Genomic DNA, 18,944 nt, shown 5'->3' on the forward strand with positions numbered 1-18,944 from the left:
TCCTAATATTTGCATTAAAAAAGGAGCTGATATAAAATCAGCCCCTTTCCTTCTATTATTTATGTTGCTTCATACGCCCTTCTTTTTGCAACTCTTTAAATAGTGCTGCAATCATAAAGAAAATAACAAATACAAATGGGAATGCCGCAATAATCGACGCAGTTTGCAACGCCTCTAATCCACCAACATACAATAAGGTCGAAGCTATTACTGCTAAAACAATACCCCAAACCATTTTGATGCGATTTGGTGGGTTTAAGCTACCATGTGTCGTTAACATCCCTAGAACAAACGTAGCAGAGTCTGCCGATGTAATAAAGAATGTTGAAATAAGTAAAATAGCTAGTACAGATAAAGCTGGTCCTATGCCACCCATCTGGTCTAACATAGCAAACAATCCTACTTCTGTGCCCATTTCTTTAATTTGGCCATATATATTCGCTCCGTCGAACAATTCCATGTGAATACCTGTTCCTCCGAAAACAGAGAACCAAAGCGCACCGATTACTGTTGGTACGAGTAACACACCAATAACAAATTCACGAATTGTACGCCCGCGTGACACACGAGCAATAAACGTACCTACGAATGGTGACCATGCAATCCACCATGCCCAGTAGAAAATTGTCCATGACTGAATCCATTGATTTCCGCCTTCATTTAATGGACTTAAACGGAAACTCATACTTGGCAATTCTTGAATGTATGATCCGATTGTTGAAGTGAAATAATTCATAATAAAGTTTGTTGGACCTGCAAATAATACAATTATCATAAGTGCAAACGCTAAAATAATATTCGCATTACTTAAATATTTAATTCCTTTATCGAGTCCCGTTTGTGCAGATAGCATATAAAGAACAGTTACAATTCCGATGATTACTAGCTGTGTCGGTAATGAATTTGGAATGGATGTTAAATAACTAACACCACCCGCAATTTGCTTTGCCCCAAGTCCTAATGATGTCGCCACACCAAATACTGTCGCAAATACAGCTAGAACATCAAACATATGGGCAATACGGCCATGTTCACCGCCCTTAAATAGCGGACCTACTGTCGCACTAATTGTACTTGCTCTTCCTTTTCTAAATGTAAAATACGCAATACACAATGCTACAAGTGCATATAATCCCCACGGATGTAATCCCCAATGGAAAAATGAGAAACGAAGTGCAAGACGTGCACTCTCTTCAGTCGCACCCTCTCCAAACGGAGGTGTGTATAAATGATTCAACGGTTCTGCAACGCCCCAGAAAACCAAACCGATTCCCATGCCAGCACTAAATAACATAGCAAACCATGTCATATAACTATAATCAGGTTCATCATCATCTTTACCTAAACGAATCGAACCGTACTTAGAAACAATTAAGAAGATAGCAATTCCTAAGAAAATAGAAACGGAAATAATATAGAACCATCCAAACTTACTAACTAATACAGCTTGAATTGCAGTCGTTACATTTCCTAAGTTACCTTTTCCAATAATAGATTCGGGAATAATCCCCCAAATTGTAAATGCAATACATAATGTTAATGAGACAATAAATGTTTTCGTCAGTTTCCTCATCAAATCCCCCTTCGTATGTTTCATTTTTTGTAAATATCATAAATTCCGATATGTTAAATCGGATAGAAAACTATAGTTTTTGCAGTGATTTTCTTTCGGCTCTCTCAATTTCGCCTTCACCAATTAGAATTCTTATGGACAGCCTTACCTTCCGTATAACCTTTTCACTCTGCAAGAGCTAAAAGATAGGAATACTACTGTCAAATTGCGTGAGAAAAATGCGGATGGGAAGAGATTTTCCCAAAAAAGGATGTGTTACAGTTTTAAAAAAGGGCAGATTTATTCTTCACAACCCTTTCTTCTTGTAACAATTATGCGGTTTTTTTGCTAGTATATAGCACGTATTTATAATTTCACAAACGAAATGTTTATGTTTATATAACTATATTACCCATAAAACGGTAAAATACTCAAGGATTGTAACCGTATAGTAATCATCACGTAACATTCACGTAATGTTTTTATCTCCACTGAAAAAACATGTTGTATTAAAAATTTTGACTTTAACTATAAACCTACTAAAAATCCGGAGTGAAAAACGCTTTTCTTCATTTCTTACTATGTTACAAAGTGTTAACGACTCGTTACGAATGGTTTGTAATTGTGTGTTTTCCCCAAATCCGAAAAAATCTGTTGCTATAATGAGGACACGAAAACAAACGCAATGGAGGCTATCATGAAAAAATTAATTGGTATAGCAACAGCAGCAGTTTTTGGTCTTGGGATTTTCACATCATCTGCTAGCGCAGAAACTGTTGTAACAACAGACGTACTAAACGTACGAGAAAACCCTACTACTGAATCAAAAGTTGTCGATAAATTACTAAATGGTCATAAATTAGATGTTCTAAATACAGAAAACGGATGGTCACAAATCAAATTAGATGGTAAAGACGCATTCGTAAGTACAGAGTTTACAAAAAGCTCTTACTATGTAACAGCTAACGTATTAAATGTACGTGCTGAAGCGAACACAAACTCAGAAATTCTTGGGACGCTTAAGAAAGACGATATGATCGAAACAACGAACCAAGTACAAAATGAGTGGTTACAATTTGAATATAACGGGAAAAAGGCTTATGTTCATGTTCCTTTCTTAACAGGTACAGCACCTGTTATTGAAAAACAAGAAACGCCTGCTCCTACTAAAGCTGCAGTACCAGCTAAAGCTAAAGCTCAAGCACCTGCACCAGTAAAAACAGCTGCTAAGCCTGCTGTGAAAGCTGCTGAAACTAGCGAACCGTCTGGTGGTCGTGAGTTAAATGTTGTAGCTACAGCATATACAGCTCATCCGAGCGAAAACGGTGGCACATACGGCGGCCGTGTACTAACTGCAATGGGTCATGACCTAACAGCGAACCCAAACATGAAAATGATCGCTGTTGACCCGAAAGTAATCCCATTAGGATCTAAAGTATGGGTAGAAGGTTATGGAGAAGCAATCGCTGGAGATACTGGCGGTGCAATTAAAGGTAACCGTATCGACATTCTACTTGGATCAGATAGCGCTGCTCAAAAATGGGGACGCAAAACTGTTAAAGTGAAAATTTTAAAATAACCAATGACTGCTAAATTACAGCCGGTTCTCTTTATTGAGAGCTGGCTTTTATTTTTTTATAATATATATAAGGAGGTTACATCCATGAATTTACAAGAAAAAGTAGACTGGGTCGGTACACCAAAACCATACATATATAAAGATGATGTAACATACGATGCAATCGCAATTGACTTCTCACTCGCAAATGATGACAATCGCTATAAATTAATTGTGCTCGGCCATGAAGAAAATACACATTACAAAATCGTACAATACGGAATAAAGCCAGGCTCTCAAAAACCATTCCCTATTGATATTCCATTCGAGCAAGGAATGCTACCGCTTATAGAACAAATATTAAATAATCCATATGTACAAGCGATATTAAAGCAAACACGCTCCTAATTGCAAAAAAAGACTATCTCCATTACAAGAGATAGTCTTTCCTATATTAACGAGTCGGACCAGATACTTCCTCTGATTTCAGCGTATTATTCGCTCCAAGAGAATGGTACAATATCTGTCCATTTCCATTAACAGTAACGATATGGTCATTATTAAAGCTCTTGAATTTTACAGAGCCATCACCGTAACGAATATGATACTCTTCATATGTCGTTACTTTATATTTCGTTTCACTTTGACGTTCTACATTACGAATATCCATCGTTAATAAATCTTCTGTAATTCCTTTTTTGTGTAGATATTGTAAGTATTCACGGTCTTCTTTATACGATTTCCCGCTCTTATCATAATCATTTTCAATTAAGCTAAAATCATTTAATGAAATTGCACGCACGTTATTATAAATATGATTTCGTACAAATTCACCAACTGCCGAGTTTGACGTTTCTTTCGGGAACTTTAAATAATATGTGCTTTGGTCTCCAACTTTGATGCTTTCAGATTTAATGACACCAAAATCAGTGTTTTTCTCTAAATGTACTTCAACAGTTTCATCTGTCGGTACAGGACCAAGTTTATAGCTACCGTAACTTAATTTCCCACGTTTTTTACCATTCACAAAAACAGTTGCGTCGCTTTCATCGGAAGAAATGGTTACATAATTTCCTTCAAGTGACAAATTCACTTCTACTGTCCCATTCTTTTCGTCTGCTAAATCTACTTCTTTTTCTGTCTCTAATTCAGCAAGTTCTGTCTTCGCCTTCGCCTTTACAACATAAGCACCTGGGAAGTATGGACCTAATTCTTTCGAGGTTTTATCACTAGAAAGCTCTGTTTCTTTTTTATCATTCACATATATTTCAGCATTCTTTGCAGTTGTGCTAACACTCATGTAATAAGATTTCATGCTGAACTTATACTTCGGATATAAGAACCACTCTTTCCCGTCTTCTATAATTTGCCCATCTTTAAAAGATGCTTTATCACTTGCTAACTTTTGATTTACTGTCTCTTTTTGTAAATAAGACAGTAATGCTTTATTGTACGAAGGGTTATCCTTTAAATAACGTATGTACGCTTTAATATCTTCTGTCTTCACCTTTAAGCTTGGATCGTCTACTTTCAAAAACTCATCGATTGCATTCACATCTTTCTTTTGAAATGCTTCGATCATTGCATTTACTTGCTTTTCCTTCGAAAACTTGCTTGCACCGAATTTATATGCGCCAAACAAAATAGCAAAAACAATGACAAAACCTATAAGTAAAAACATGTTTTTCTTACTTTTCACTGGCTTTGTTTCTCTCTGCATTTCTGAACGAGAAGAAGCTGTTTGATCAGCAATTTCTTCTACTTTACTTCCACACTCAGGACAAAAGTTCAAATGGTCTGCGACCTGCTTTTTACAAGTTCCACAAAACTTCAATATGCTCTCCCCCTATTTCTTAGCTAATTTCATTCCAGCGAACGCCGCTACATATGTCACAATAAGACTAAACAAAGTTAAATATATAAATGAATTTTGCATAGATAGCACCGTGCCACTTGCCTCGAATACATTCATTACATTTCCAGACACATCAATTCGGAACTTAGAAATTATGTTCATTACAATCATCATAATTGTGTAAGAGCCACTACATACCGCTAGTGTAATATACATATTAGTAGTCGGTAATTCTGCTAATTTTCTACCTGCTCTAAACATAAGGAATAACGGAATCACAAGTAACAATAAACCATAATGGAATCCGCCATTTACTTCATCAACCTCAGCGATATCTTCCTGTGTTCCTCCTTGTGCAATCACTATATCTTTCATCCCAACTCCATTTACAGAAATGCCCGATACGAATGAAAATGCTAATTTGTTATCAACTGATTTCTTACTAATTCTTTTAAACTCATGATCAAATGCTGGACTTGATACTTCTAACGGAGAAAAATGAGCCATACTCCATAATTGAGGTGTTAATTCTAGTGCTAATAATGCACCTTGCGTTTTTGAAGCTTCCATTTCTTTTAATGGTTCAACACTGTCTTCGTTACTTACTAATGCCATAGCTACAACGCACATTACTAACGCTGTCACTAAAAGTCCTTTTATCATAGATGAAATCCCATAATAAATAGCTGCTCCATATGGCATTAACTCTTGAAACGCTGCTGCCATATTGTTTTTGCTTGTATGAACAATAAATCCTACTAAAGTGAATAACGTTCCACATACAAAACCACTTAGGAAGCTCTTTACAGCTGAATAACCAACTGTTATCTTGCCTGCATCTGAGAATGGAATTATAAAAGATTGTGCTGCTACAAAGCTTATAATAAGTAAAAAGATCCCATATATAATACCGACTGTTGCTGCTACAAAGATTTGATCCTTAATCGTCTTCGCAACACGTTGTTTTCCTAACCATATTCCTGTACCAGCCAAAATAATGAATGGAACAATTAATAATAAAACGAATGGCGTATGCCAAGATAAAGATAACATCAATCCACTATCATCACCGGCTGTAAAACCAAGCAAATGATAATTTAATAAGGTAGAAGTTGCGCTTGCATAAAATCTTGGTAGCATTTCCAGTTCTTTCGTAAGATTGCTAAACATCTCACTTAATATAGAAGCAAATAATAAACTTCCAATCCAACCGGCAACTAACATGAGAACACTTGCAATAGCCCCACCAATAAAGCCTGTTTTTAAAGCTGCTTTATCTACTGTAAATGCAACTTTCGGAGCACTATCCATCGTAGGTAACTTTACAATTTGTTCTTTTTGCTTAACAACAAATAAAGAATGCCCACACTTTTGACAATATAAATTTTGCTGCGCATTTTCATTACCGCAACCTCTGCAATATTTAGCAGTATCTCGATCTAACGTTACTGTATCTACTGCCCCCGCAATCTCCATACTTCCTTCATTAGGACAATAATTCACTTCTTCACCATGTTGTTTTCCGCACGTACGACAATACATCTTATTCACTCCCCACTTTGCTTAATTCCACAAACCGGGCAGTAAGTAGCGTTTTTATCAATATACTCATTACATGTAATACAATTTTCCTGTTCACTATTACTTTCTACCGCTAACATCGGGTTAGGGTTTCCACATGAACCACAGAACCTATCATTTATTGATAAAGGCCCACCACATTCACAAGTAGCTTTCTCGCCTTGTTGTTTTTGCAATTCAACGATGCGTTTTCTCGCTTGATAAATAGCAACATCAAACTCTTGAATTGGAGAAATCATTTCTTTTAAACTCGCTTCATTTACTCCATTTCCTCTTAGTTGAACATATACCTGTTGTCCAAGTTCTAATAAAACTCCTGCTTTTTTCTGCATTTGCACTTGTATTCCTTTTTTCAATTGAGCAATTTCTTGTGCAATTTGCAACTTCTGCTTTCCTTGTTCTATTCCCTCTTGTAACTTATTCATTCCACTACCTAATTTCGTCTGTAAATCTGACAAGTTGACTCTCTCCCTATAAATATATGGTAATATACAAAATTAACTTCATATATATTACCATGATTTTCTAATTGTGTAATTAGAATTTCATTTTTTCTGTTTTGAGCATTTTTTGTTTATAATGGTAAAGGAAAGAAATCTGTGTACGGAGGAATATTATGCTGCAACACTCAATTACGAAAGATGAAATTATGATGATTGCGAATGAGTTCGTTCAAGGGCTTGATCCGCAGCAAGTTGCTGATCAGGAACATGTCGCTACAGCTCGGCACCTATATCGTAGTGGTGTTGTCTATAACGTTGACTTTGATGGCTATACGCTATCCGGAACTGTAAATGCTGAAGGCAGTGTATATAGCGTTCACATCCCGATTCGTAATGTCACTGAAAGCTATTGCGATTGCTTCGCGCCAACGCAATGTGAGCATATGCTTGCTGTGTTACTATCTGCAGCTTCTAGTTTTGGGCAGGTAGGAGATGTATTAACTTTATTCAAAAATAATACGAAACCTTCCCTTCCTCCTATTCGAACTGCACGACAAGTATTGCAATCATCAGCTTTTGAAGAAATGGATTATAAAAGTTGGCAAACGTACTTTGAAAATGAATATGAATCATTTAAAAAAGAACAAGCGCGGCTCACTTATAAACAAATGTATTTTCTTATGAGTCTTTTTACAGACTTCTATACAAAATTAGAACGGAAAGCTCCGCGCATCGTTGCTATTCATGAATTATTTAAGTTGCACGCGGCACTTTATTGCTTTCAAAAATTATTAGAAGAAATTCAAGAATTTGAAGCAAACAAACTATATTCTTATCACCAACCAGTTAACGTCGTTCGCCTATTCGTTGATAAAGTTGAATCTATCGTTAGGGACCTAAAAACCGAGGCGATTCCAGAAGAATCCAAACCGATTTTACAAGAAACAGCTCGGCTCGTACATGAAGTATTCTTCTCTACCGATGCCTATACACAAGAACGATTCTTCATTTATCGTCACCTATGGGGTGAACTGTTAAGAACAGAAGAGCAGCTACAAGAAGAAGAAAAACGAATCGATACTAAAATCAATCCACTTTCCAAAGCATTAGCATCTTCTCATCTGCTCTTTTTAAACAATGAAGATTTATCGGCAATGGAATCACTCAAAAAACAGCCTGCTTCTGTTGTGAGCCTTTACTTCTATTGGTTAGAAGAGTTATTAAGTGCGATGCAATGGGACCGTGCTAAAAGCTGGCTTTCCTTTACTTATAAACAAGTAAAGGAAACGATAATGGAACAAGAGAATACCGTCTTCATACAAGATATCGTTCGATTATTTGTGATGATGTATGAGACATATGCAACGCATACGAATGAACAAGCGGGATTAGAAATGATTTTACAAGAACTATTACCTTATAGTTTCACGAACTATGAGCAATACGTACTAGCGAAGAAACAATACCATGCATGGACGGAACTTCAGCTCTTATATGGATTCGAAGTAATCGAACTTTTGAAAGAACCATTGAAAGATATTGAAAAAGAAGCGCCCGAAGCAGCACTTCCTCTTTATCACCATGCCGCAATGGAAGCAATTGAAGAGCGAAATCGCAAATCATATAAACGTGCCGTTCGTTACTTAAAGAAATTACGTATGCTTTATAAACGACTAAAGCGAACTGATGAATGGGATGCTTTCATTATTCATATCGCTAACTTACATTCACGTCTGCGTGCACTACAAGAAGAATTACGGAGAGGAAAATTAATCGATGATCATACAAACTGAAGTAACAATTAGGCTCCAGCACGTTAGTCAAGGTTGGTTCCTTTGGGGAGAAGATGATAGCGGTACGCTCTTACCCGTAGCAACTTGGAAAAAAAACGCATTCGCATGGCACTCTACTTCCTTCTACGGAACGTTTTTAAAAGAAGCAACATATGAGGGAAAACAAGGCGTTATGTTAACGAATGCCCAGGCATTTGAATACATCGCAAATAAACCAATGAATTCATTTGCAAATATGCAAATGAACGGTCCTATTACGGCGCTTACAAAGGACGCAAGTGAATTATGGGACGCTTTCGTCAGCGGCAGTTTCACACCTGACATGAAGTATTGGTCTCAGCAGCCATCTTGGAAAGTTCAGAATACCTCAATTGAAGATGACATGTTAGCATCTCTTTTCTCTGCCGCTGTGAACGAAAGTATTTTGCAAGATGCTCGCTCAAATGACGGATGGGAAGATGCAAAGAGACTATATGAACATTACGACTTTACGAAAAGGCAATTGGAAGCAGCACTACATGAAGAAGATTGGCTTCGAAAAATTGGTTACATTGAAGATGATCTTCCATTTACAGTTGGATTAAGACTACAAGAACCGCAAGAAGAATTTGAAATGTGGAAGCTTGAAACAATCGTTACACCAAAACGTGGTGCGCATCGCATATATGTATATGAAAGTATCGATTCCTTGCCAAAACGATGGCACGATTACGAAGAACGTATTCTTGAAACACAAGAAGGATTCAGTAAGCTCGTACCGTGGCTAAAAGAGGACGATAAGTTCCGAGAAGAACTCTTTGAAACTGAAGCTTGGAACTTCTTAACCGAAGCAAGCAATGAATTACTCGCAGCAGGTATTACAATTTTACTACCATCATGGTGGCAAAATTTAAAAGCAACAAAACCAAGGTTACGCGTACAGCTGAAGCAAAGTACAGCACAAACACAGTCTTTCTTCGGCATGAATACGCTCGTTAATTTCGACTGGCGCATTTCAACGGACGGTATTGATTTATCAGAAAGCGAATTTTTCGAACTCGTTGAGCAGAACAAACGTCTTTTCAATTTAAATGGTCAATGGATGAGACTTGATCCTGCCTTTATTGAAGAAGTAAAAAAACTAATGCACCGTGCCGATAAATATGGACTTGAAATGAAAGACGTGTTGCAGCAACATTTATCTAATACGGCGGAAACAGAAATTGTAGAAGACGATAGTCCGTTTACCGATATTGAAATCGAACTAGATGGATATTATGAAGAGCTTTTCCAAAAACTTCTGCACATTGGAGATATTCCAAAAGTAGATGTACCATCTTCGCTACAAGCAACACTCCGCCCGTATCAACAACACGGTGTTGAATGGTTGCTATACTTACGAAAGCTTGGATTTGGAGCATTATTAGCCGATGATATGGGACTCGGAAAAAGTATTCAAACGATAACTTACTTACTATACGCTAAAGAAAACAATCTCCAAACAGGTCCTGCATTAATTGTGGCACCAACATCAGTCCTTGGAAATTGGCAAAAAGAATTTGAACGTTTTGCACCAAGTTTACGTGTCCAATTACATTATGGAAGTAACCGAGCTAAGGATGAGTCATTTAAAGATTTTCTTCAATCAGCAGATGTTATATTAACTTCTTATGCATTAGCTCAGCTTGATGAAGAAGAACTTAGTACGTTATGCTGGGACGCTGTTATTTTAGACGAAGCACAAAATATAAAAAACCCACATACGAAGCAGTCGAAAGCAGTAAGAAACTTGCAAGCAAATCATAAAATTGCTTTGACCGGTACACCGATGGAAAACCGACTTGCTGAGCTTTGGTCTATTTTCGACTTTATCAATCATGGATATCTAGGAAGCTTAGGACAATTCCAGCGCCGCTTCGTCACACCAATTGAAAAGGACCGCGATGAAGGAAAAATCCAGCAAGTTCAACGATTTATCTCGCCGTTTTTACTGCGTCGTACGAAGAAAGATCAAACAGTCGCATTAAACTTGCCAGATAAACAAGAACAAAAAGCTTATTGTCCACTAACTGGTGAACAGGCTTCCTTATATGAACAACTTGTTCAAGATACATTACAAAATGTAGAAGGATTAAGTGGAATAGAAAGACGCGGATTTATATTACTTATGCTGAACAAGCTAAAACAAATTTGTAACCACCCAGCCCTTTATTTGAAAGAAGAAGAACCACAAAACATCGTCGAACGCTCTATGAAAACAAAAACGTTAATGGATCTCACCCAAAATATAAAAGATCAAAATGAAAGTTGCTTAATCTTCACTCAATACATTGGCATGGGGAACATGCTAAAAAGTATGTTAGAAGAAACATTCGGTCAGCGCGTCCTCTTCTTAAACGGGAGCGTACCGAAGAAAGAACGTGACAAGATGATCGAGCAGTTCCAAAACGGAACGTATGACATTTTCATCTTATCGTTAAAGGCCGGCGGAACAGGATTGAACTTAACTGCTGCCAACCATGTTATTCACTATGACCGTTGGTGGAACCCAGCTGTAGAAAACCAAGCAACAGACCGTGCATATCGGATTGGTCAAAAACGCTTCGTTCACGTTCATAAACTCATTACAACAGGAACGCTTGAAGAGAAAATTGATGAAATGTTAGAAAGAAAACAATCATTAAACAACGCCGTCATTACAAGCGATAGTTGGATGACCGAACTATCAACAGACGAACTAAAAGAATTACTTGGCGTATAAATCAAAAAGGAGCAAATCTCTAAATGAGATTAGCTCCTTTTTCTATGCCAAAACCAATTGCTTATTATAATTCCTGTTAACCCACCGCACGTATCAAGCAATGAATCTTGCCACATCGGTGTACGATCTCCTGTAAACCATTGATGAATTTCATCAAATGTTGCATACCCTGCAACGAAAAGGAGGGCGTATACAAAGCATCTTTTTCTCGAATAACCCGATCGATGAAAAGCGTAATACGTCAATGAACCGAGCATAAAGAACACCATAAAATGAGCACCTTTACGAAGGAAAAACTCAACAAATCCACTTACACCTTTATTTGCGATGCTAACAGGTGTACCTCCGCCATAATCGATAGATACCCATGAAAAATGCTCTTTCACAAACTCAGCATTTACATATTGCTCAATATCTGAGCGCATATCCTGTTTTTTATATGGCTGTGCTGAGGAATAGAAAATAATCCCCATCCATAGTAATACAGGAATCCAAAATAACCATTTACGATTCATTCTCCCGAAAGCTCCTCTCTTAGTCTTTTAAGAGTAACAAAAAAAAGAAAAAATTTCACGCCAAAACATGACATTTACCCCCTATTTATAAAGTGAAAGGGGGTGATAAACATGGCAGTTGAAACAATTGTAATGGATTTAACTTTACGCCTTGTATTAAACGGAGGATTAGACAAAAACGGTAAAACAGTTTTAAAGAACAAACAATTCAAACGTGTGAAAACAAATGCAGATTTAGGCAAAGTGCATGAAGTAGCACGTGCTCTTGCTTCACTACAACAATCATCACTTCAAGCTGTACAACTTGTAAGCACGTCAGATCTTTCTAACCTGTAAAGTGAAACTTTAATCAGTGGGGGGGTGCTTACCCCACTGATTATTAGCCCACACCAAACGGGCGGTTGCGGGATAAATAAAAAGGAGGGAATGAAACATGCAAGTACTAGAGTTAATTTTCGTGAAAGAAGATGGAAAAACAGTAGCCTTTTCTATCGAAAATCCCATCACACCAGTAAATGAACTAGTCGCAAATCAAGTGATGGATACCATTATTTCTTCATCTGTATTTTCATCAATTGGTGAAAATGCTCGTAAAAAAGGAGCTCGCCTCATAGAAAAAAACATATCTGAAGTTCAGATTACTCCGTAAATCAAAAAGACGAATCTGCATTATTTTGCAGATTCGTCTTTTTTCTTCGGCATTTCAATCGGGATAAAGATGTTTGAAAAACCAACGCAAACATACTTATAATTCTCTCCGCCTACATCAAACTCTGTCTTATATGTCGAGAAGAAAATATAATCATTTCGCTTTGTATAATGATCGATTAATAATCCAACTTGTGGCTCAACATACTTATTTGCCAATTTCTTTCCCGCCGATGCTATATCGCCAAGTATACCCTCTTTGTTTTCTTTCTCAACCTCGTCTAGCTTCTTACTCACATCATTACGCTTCATAAATTGTTTTGCTGCCCAATCCGTATATTCTCCCTTACCCGGATTACTATTTGCTAAATAAACTAAGAGAACAACAGCTAGAACCATAATAATATACTTTTTCTTCATGCTATATCACCGCCTACTCTTTTCTATTTTCATATATATGTACAAGCAATACAAATTAGAAAGACTATCATCTATTGATTGTAAACGAACAGTAAAAATTTACAATACGCAACAGAAGATTAATAGTGACTTTACATAATCCGTATATAATTATATATGAATTGAACTCTATGAGGGAGGATTAAGAATCATGGATAATGAAAATGATGTTTTTATTTCTCGTTCTACAATGATGCTCGAACCTTGCAAACACCCTTATTACCGGACAACAATTATTGACAGTAGCGGTGACCCCCTGCACTCTTGCCAAACAGCTATCCAACTTATAAAGAAATCTTGTCTAACAAATGTTCATTCTACTTATCAAGGTAGACGGCATGCAGTCCAAGCAAACTTTAATTTCAAACGAAATGTTCCGATTCCAATTAATCATAGAGAATATATTTGCGTTTTCCCAACAGAATCTCCTTCTTCTCCAAACTGTATTTGGTTGTTCTATAACCATATAGATGATATAGAGTTTTTTAGGAAAACTAAAACATCGATTATTCATTTTTCAAATGGAACTACCGTAACAATACTAATCAGCCCTCATAAGTTGCAGCAACAATTCTTGAAAGCTGGGCATGTATTATCCCGAATGAACATGAAAGATTCACTACACGTAAAAAACCTCTTGCCACATTTACTGTATTAAAGCAAATAGAATGGAACGCAATATTTCCCTTGCCTTCCATTCTATTTATTATTCTTATCTCCTTACACTATCTCGCATTTTCTCAAGCGCTTGTCGATATAACCATCTCACTTGATAATACGTCATCCCTATTTCATTGGCTATCTCCCCCATATTTTTCCCTACAAAGAACCGCTCTGAAATGATGTGCTTCTCCCTATCATCTAACACACTCATAAAGTCCTTCGCTCTCGTTCCTACATCTTCACACTCAAATCGTTCCTCATACTGATCAGTGCATACATACCTCTCTTGCACTACACATTCTTTCTTCAACCTCTCCAATATATAACCACGTACCGTTACAACCGCATAAGCAGGAAAACTACCTTTCTCCTCCTCATATCTTTCATAAGCATGCCAAAGGCCAATTAAACCACATTGATAATACTCTTCATAATCTTGGTAAATATTTAACCTCTTTATTTGATTTACAATCATACCTTCATACAAAACAACCGTATCTGCAAAAGTCTCTGGCTTCACAAAGTACCCGTTTCTAAAAGGTATACCTCTTCAGTATTCCGCGGTACCTCTACAATATAAAATAAAAAAAGAAATTTCATTGTGAGTAATTTCAAATACTGCTGACGGAACTTGAAGTTATACTAGGCAGTATTTGAAATTCTGATGGGGGTATTTGAAATAGGGGTAAAAATAAAAAAGGTGACTCTCGAGAGAGTCACCTTTTTAAAATAATATGTTATGCACCAAAATCAGAGAACATGCCACCTAACATACTAAACCCAATTGTAAGGATAAAGAATATAGAAATTAAAATTATTGCTTGTTTTTTACTTAAACCAGCAACGATATGCAAGCCTAAGCCAGTTAAAATTAAGCTCCAAATGTTAAAGACTTCAAATGCAGAACCAATGCCATATGCAATTGTTCCCTGTTCAAATAAAGGCCCTAAACTTGTATATTTATCAGCGCCATTCCCACCAAGAATATATCCTAAAGCTACATTGAGAAGACTACCAACATAAAAGACCACATTGGCATATATATAAATAGATAATATCTTCATATATGGAGTATCATTGCTCATAAACATCATAATAACTTTATAAAATCCTGCTACCACAAAAAGACCAACAGCTGTTCCAACTAGACCTCCAATAGATCCAAATCCAAGTGTAGTCCACTTCATTATCCCCGTCGTATCATCCTTAACCAACTTCGCTAGCTCCGGAGTATTAAGTAACCCTAAATAAGCTACCGCTGCTGATAAGATTGTCCCCATTAAAAGAAATAAGAAAAATCCTCCCCAGACTGGGCTTTTCGTCTTCATTCTCTCAAACTGTAAGCCTGGAGAAGTAACCATTCCAAATAATGACGGCTTCTTCGCACCTTCATCTTGCGTATTAATATTCATTTCCATTATAACGCCTCCTTCTATTTATATAACCCGTTCTAACGGGCGGTTCATATCCTCATTTAGAGGCTACGAACCGCCCACTAGAACGGTAATGTGTAGTAGAGAACCCTTTCTCTACTACACCAATAATTTATTCATAACGAAGTGCTTCAATTGGATCTAATTTCGCAGCTTTGTTCGCTGGAATTAATCCGAAAATAATACCTAGTGTCATAGAGAACAGTACGCCTCCAACGACAACTTCCCATGAAACGAGCGGTGGCCATTTTGCGAATGTAGAAACGATATATGCCCCGCCATATCCAAGACCAATTCCGATTAAACCACCTAGAAGCGTTAACATAACGGCTTCAATTAAAAACTGTAATAAAATTTTACTACGTGTTGCTCCAAGTGCTTTACGTATCCCAATTTCACGCGTACGCTCCGTTACAGATACGAGCATGATGTTCATAACTCCAATACCACCAACGACTAATGAAATACCAGCGATACCGCCGATGATCATCGTCATGATATTAGTAACTTTAGAAACATTTTCTTGGAATTCTTTTAAATTCACCAGTTCATATTTACCTGGAATTTCACTTGGCTTACGACTATTTAATACATCAACAGCTTGTTTCCCAGCGGATTCTAAATCGTCTACATTTTTAGCTTGAATTGCGATATTTTGAATATCATCTGTTCCGTATAAAATAGGCCATAACGTAAGGGGGATTAACGCTTCTTCCATTTCAAATCCCATAAACTCATTATCGGATCTATACACACCAATAATTTGCATTGGCTGCCCCTTCATCTCAATAATTTGTCCAACTGGGTTTACGTCCTTAAATAAAGTCTCTTCTGTTTTTGTACTAATCATCACAACGTTATTTGCATGAGAAATATCTGATTCATTTAAAGTACGTCCCTTTACGACCTTTACTTTATTAACTGCAAAATATTCATTATCAAGACCAATAACATTCAGATTTGCTTTTTTATCATTTACATCAAGCACCTCTGAATTCTGGTTTGTCGTAATAACGTGTGAAACATCTTTCACTTGTTTTACTTCCAAAATATCCTCTTCAGTTAACTTTGGCATTTCAAATCCACCCATAGCAAACTCATCATTAATATCTGGTTTAAATTGAATTGGCATAAGGTTATTACCGCCAGAACCTGCGAATTTCGACTTCAGCATTGCTTCCCCGCCTTGCCCAATTGCAACGACAGTAATAATAGAACCAACACCGATAATAATACCGAGCATCGTCAGAGCAGAACGCAGTTTATGAGCTAGAATAGAAGATAAGGCGATTTTTATACTATCTAGTAAACTCATACCGCACACCTTCTATCTTCTGTAATTTTCCCATCCCTCAGTACAATACGGCGAGAAGAATAAGCCGCAACCTCTTCTTCATGCGTAACCATAACAATCGTCGTACCTTCTGCATTGAGCTTCGTGAAAATGTCCATAACTTGCTCACCAGACTTCGTATCAAGCGCACCTGTTGGCTCATCGGCCATAATGAACGTTGGATTATTCGCAATCGACCTCGCAATAGCGACACGCTGCTTCTGTCCACCTGATAACTCATTCGGCAAATGATGAACTCTGTCGGACAAACCAACTTTACCAAGTGCTTCCAGAGCTCTTTGACGACGCTCTGCTTTCTTCACGCCACCATATACGAGCGGAAGTTCAACATTTTCTACTGCTGAAAGACGTGGCAGCAAATTAAAATGCTGAAAAACAAAACCGATATATTCATTACGAATTAAAGCAAGCTTTGACTCGTCTGCTGTTAAGATATTCACATCATTCAGCATATATTCACCTTCTGTTGGACGATCTAAACAACCGATAATATTCATAAGCGTTGATTTACCAGAACCAGACGGCCCCATAATCGAAACAAATTCACCGCTCTGAATCGTTAAACTAATACCGTGCAAAATCGGCACTGCCAATTTCCCTTGATAATACGTTTTAGCAATATTATTTAACGTAATCATTTCTCTTTCACTTCCATTCCGTCATACACGTCGTCGGAAGGATTTTTAACCACCTTTTGCCCCACTTTTGCGCCTTCAACAATCTCTGTCCAATCTCCATCAGTAGAACCTTTTTTCACATTTTGTTTACGAAGCTTTCCTTTATCCTCAACATAAACAAATGCATCATCGCCTTTTTCTACAATGCTCTTACTTGGAACAGCAATCATCGTCTTATTCTCTAAATTTACTTGCAATGAAACGTGATAACCTGGAGATAAACCATCTTGGCTATCAAGGCTTGCCTTATATGTATATTGAGACATATTTTGAGTCGCTTCGCCTACACCACCAGCTTGAGCCATCTCTGCACTCGTTGGGAATTCACTTACCTCTGTAATCTTACCTGTCCACTTCTTCTTATTATTTGCTTTCGCAGTTACAGTAAATGTTTGATCCTTTTGAATTTGTGACTTTTGAAGCTCAGTTAACGTACCTTGAACCTGGAACGGATCTTTAGAAGCAACTTGTAAAAACGCCTTTCCTTGTCCACCTAACGCTTGAGATGAACTTTGTGCCGCATCTTTATCTAACTTTTGAACAACACCAGTAAAATTACTATAAATCGTAAGCTCTTTCTGCTTTTTATTTAACTCTTCTTTCTGTAACTTCCCTTTCTCTTTCTCAAGGTCAGTTGTTTTTTGCGCTATTTCTAACTCACTTACTTGCTCTTCCATTGGGTCTGTTACTTCTTTCCCAGCCCCACTATCTTTTGCCTTCTTAATTTCTTTCTTCAACGAATCAATCTTCTTTTTCCCTTGATCATAACGCATATCAGCCATCTTCTGATCAAGCTCAGCTTGCTTCATCTGTAGATTAATTTCTTCATTATCATAAGAGAAGAGTTTCGTTCCTTTTTCTACCTCTTGCCCTTCTTTCACCGCAATATCTTTCACTTTTCCTTTAGTTGGATCCGCATAGAAGCTTTCAATATTCCCCGGCTTCACCTGACCCGAAATTAACTTCGTATTATTAAGTTTACGCTCCGTTACTTTCTCAAAACTTACAGCATCTGTCTTCGCCGTACCTTTCTTCTTACCTTGCATAACAAAAATATTCACTGCTGCTACAATAACAATTAGTGCAATAACCCCGACAATAATCCATTTCTTCTTCTTGTTTGGAGTACGAACCGTATTTGGTAACATATTCTCTCTCCTTTTATAACTTAATAGTTTAATAAACAGTCAAATTGTATAAAACTTTCTGAAAAACAATTACATAATATTACATTACTTTTACAAAGTTTTACACATTCGATTATATTGTAACAAAAATACCAATGATTAGAAATATGACATCTTATCTTTTAAGATAGTTTTAAGGAAAAGATTACCTTATATAAATAAGGCTATCCAAAATAATCTTTGGGTAGCTTTTCTAACCATTACGCTACTTTTGTACCTTTTCTCTCGTGCCCACGTTGAACGATGAACAAGAAGATTGTTGATAAAATGCCACCTGCTAATAGCAACAGGAAGCAGCCGTTCCAACCAAGGTGATCAATGAATAACCATATAAGCATAAGTCCTACACTTTAGTATTAAAAAGCCTACGTTTATAGGTTCATCTCCCCTATACTAAAGTTTCACCCGAATAAAAACATGCGACAATAGTCTCAAAAAAAATGTCTCGAAAAGTAGACGTTTTTTTGAGACTATATTCTTTTTGTC

General features: G+C 37.0%; 19 protein-coding genes. 7 read left to right on the forward strand and 12 right to left on the reverse strand.

Features of this window, described 5'->3' with window-relative positions; translation table 11 throughout:
* Nucleotides 1-55: 55 nt before the first annotated feature.
* Nucleotides 56-1,573: a glycine betaine transporter OpuD gene (gene opuD / locus QUF93_RS27340; RefSeq protein ID WP_289360791.1), complete on the reverse strand. Its 1,518-nt coding sequence runs from the start codon at nt 1,571-1,573 to the stop codon at nt 56-58.
* 676 nt (nt 1,574-2,249) lie between these two features.
* Between opuD and QUF93_RS27345 the strand changes: the two genes are divergently transcribed.
* Together QUF93_RS27345 and QUF93_RS27350 are read left to right on the forward strand one after the other, a co-directional pair.
* Nucleotides 2,250-3,131 carry a cell wall-binding protein EntA gene (locus QUF93_RS27345; protein WP_289360792.1) on the forward strand — a complete coding sequence of 294 codons (882 nt, stop codon included), beginning with the start codon at nt 2,250-2,252 and terminating at the stop codon, nt 3,129-3,131.
* Between the two features lie 84 nt (nt 3,132-3,215).
* Entirely contained in the window at nt 3,216-3,518 is a 303-nt protein-coding gene (locus tag QUF93_RS27350; protein ID WP_289375889.1) for a DUF3910 family protein, read from the forward strand.
* A 46-nt stretch (nt 3,519-3,564) separates the two neighbouring features.
* Here the strand turns inward: QUF93_RS27350 and QUF93_RS27355 are convergent, their stop codons facing one another.
* From QUF93_RS27355 to QUF93_RS27365, 3 genes are read right to left on the reverse strand one after another with little or no spacing between them, the layout of a single operon-like run.
* Nucleotides 3,565-4,944: a zinc ribbon domain-containing protein gene (locus QUF93_RS27355; RefSeq protein ID WP_289360794.1), complete on the reverse strand. Its 1,380-nt coding sequence runs from the start codon at nt 4,942-4,944 to the stop codon at nt 3,565-3,567.
* A gap of 12 nt (nt 4,945-4,956) precedes the next feature.
* Nucleotides 4,957-6,507 carry a zinc ribbon domain-containing protein gene (locus tag QUF93_RS27360; RefSeq protein ID WP_289360795.1) on the reverse strand — a complete coding sequence of 517 codons (1,551 nt, stop codon included), beginning with the start codon at nt 6,505-6,507 and terminating at the stop codon, nt 4,957-4,959.
* A 5-nt stretch (nt 6,508-6,512) separates the two neighbouring features.
* Nucleotides 6,513-7,004: a zinc ribbon domain-containing protein gene (locus QUF93_RS27365; RefSeq protein ID WP_289360796.1), complete on the reverse strand. Its 492-nt coding sequence runs from the start codon at nt 7,002-7,004 to the stop codon at nt 6,513-6,515.
* Nucleotides 7,005-7,162: 158 nt separating this feature from the next.
* Here QUF93_RS27365 and QUF93_RS27370 point away from each other — a divergent pair, with 158 nt between their 5' ends.
* Entirely contained in the window at nt 7,163-8,782 is a 1,620-nt protein-coding gene (locus QUF93_RS27370; protein ID WP_289360797.1) for an SWIM zinc finger family protein, read from the forward strand.
* Entirely contained in the window at nt 8,766-11,522 is a 2,757-nt protein-coding gene (locus QUF93_RS27375) for a DEAD/DEAH box helicase (protein WP_289375890.1), read from the forward strand. Before QUF93_RS27370 ends, QUF93_RS27375 begins: the two co-directional genes overlap by 17 nt.
* A 29-nt stretch (nt 11,523-11,551) precedes the next feature.
* Here the strand turns inward: QUF93_RS27375 and QUF93_RS27380 are convergent, their stop codons facing one another.
* Complete coding sequence (locus QUF93_RS27380) at nt 11,552-12,037, reverse strand: VanZ family protein (RefSeq protein WP_016130893.1); 486 nt, start codon at nt 12,035-12,037, stop codon at nt 11,552-11,554.
* Nucleotides 12,038-12,148: 111 nt separating this feature from the next.
* Here QUF93_RS27380 and QUF93_RS27385 point away from each other — a divergent pair, with 111 nt between their 5' ends.
* Both QUF93_RS27385 and QUF93_RS27390 read left to right on the forward strand, forming a co-directional pair.
* Nucleotides 12,149-12,373: a DUF1659 domain-containing protein gene (locus QUF93_RS27385; RefSeq protein WP_000257694.1), complete on the forward strand. Its 225-nt coding sequence runs from the start codon at nt 12,149-12,151 to the stop codon at nt 12,371-12,373.
* Nucleotides 12,374-12,470: 97 nt separating this feature from the next.
* On the forward strand, nt 12,471-12,686 hold the full coding sequence (locus tag QUF93_RS27390) for a DUF2922 domain-containing protein (protein WP_289375891.1): 216 nt from the start codon (nt 12,471-12,473) through the stop codon (nt 12,684-12,686).
* 20 nt (nt 12,687-12,706) lie between these two features.
* On the opposite strand, the gene QUF93_RS27395 is transcribed toward QUF93_RS27390, so the two are convergent.
* The gene (locus QUF93_RS27395; protein WP_002191205.1) at nt 12,707-13,105 is read right to left on the reverse strand and encodes a DUF4359 domain-containing protein; all 399 of its coding nucleotides are present in this window, start codon (nt 13,103-13,105) and stop codon (nt 12,707-12,709) included.
* A 190-nt stretch (nt 13,106-13,295) separates the two neighbouring features.
* On the opposite strand from QUF93_RS27395, the gene QUF93_RS27400 reads away from it, so the two are divergent.
* Entirely contained in the window at nt 13,296-13,802 is a 507-nt protein-coding gene (locus QUF93_RS27400) for a competence protein ComK (protein ID WP_289360799.1), read from the forward strand.
* Between the two features lie 54 nt (nt 13,803-13,856).
* On the opposite strand, the gene QUF93_RS27405 is transcribed toward QUF93_RS27400, so the two are convergent.
* The 6 genes from QUF93_RS27405 to QUF93_RS27430 form a co-directional block, all read right to left on the reverse strand.
* Nucleotides 13,857-14,327 carry a sigma-70 family RNA polymerase sigma factor gene (locus tag QUF93_RS27405; protein WP_289375892.1) on the reverse strand — a complete coding sequence of 157 codons (471 nt, stop codon included), beginning with the start codon at nt 14,325-14,327 and terminating at the stop codon, nt 13,857-13,859.
* Between the two features lie 217 nt (nt 14,328-14,544).
* On the reverse strand, nt 14,545-15,225 hold the full coding sequence (yknW, locus tag QUF93_RS27410) for a YknW family membrane protein (protein WP_000425723.1): 681 nt from the start codon (nt 15,223-15,225) through the stop codon (nt 14,545-14,547).
* 127 nt (nt 15,226-15,352) lie between these two features.
* Nucleotides 15,353-16,555 (reverse strand): ABC transporter permease, encoded by a 1,203-nt coding sequence (locus tag QUF93_RS27415; protein WP_289375894.1) that lies wholly within the window; start codon nt 16,553-16,555, stop codon nt 15,353-15,355.
* Nucleotides 16,552-17,232: an ABC transporter ATP-binding protein gene (locus QUF93_RS27420; RefSeq protein ID WP_000631628.1), complete on the reverse strand. Its 681-nt coding sequence runs from the start codon at nt 17,230-17,232 to the stop codon at nt 16,552-16,554. Before QUF93_RS27420 ends, QUF93_RS27415 begins: the two co-directional genes overlap by 4 nt.
* Nucleotides 17,229-18,419, reverse strand: a complete 1,191-nt coding sequence (locus tag QUF93_RS27425) for an efflux RND transporter periplasmic adaptor subunit (RefSeq protein ID WP_016130899.1) — start codon at nt 18,417-18,419, stop codon at nt 17,229-17,231. Before QUF93_RS27425 ends, QUF93_RS27420 begins: the two co-directional genes overlap by 4 nt.
* 239 nt (nt 18,420-18,658) lie before the next feature.
* The gene (locus QUF93_RS27430; RefSeq protein ID WP_289360802.1) at nt 18,659-18,796 is read right to left on the reverse strand and encodes a hypothetical protein; all 138 of its coding nucleotides are present in this window, start codon (nt 18,794-18,796) and stop codon (nt 18,659-18,661) included.
* Nucleotides 18,797-18,944: the final 148 nt, after the last annotated feature.

This window comes from Bacillus hominis (assembly GCF_030348325.1).
GTDB lineage: Bacteria > Bacillota > Bacilli > Bacillales > Bacillaceae_G > Bacillus_A > Bacillus_A hominis.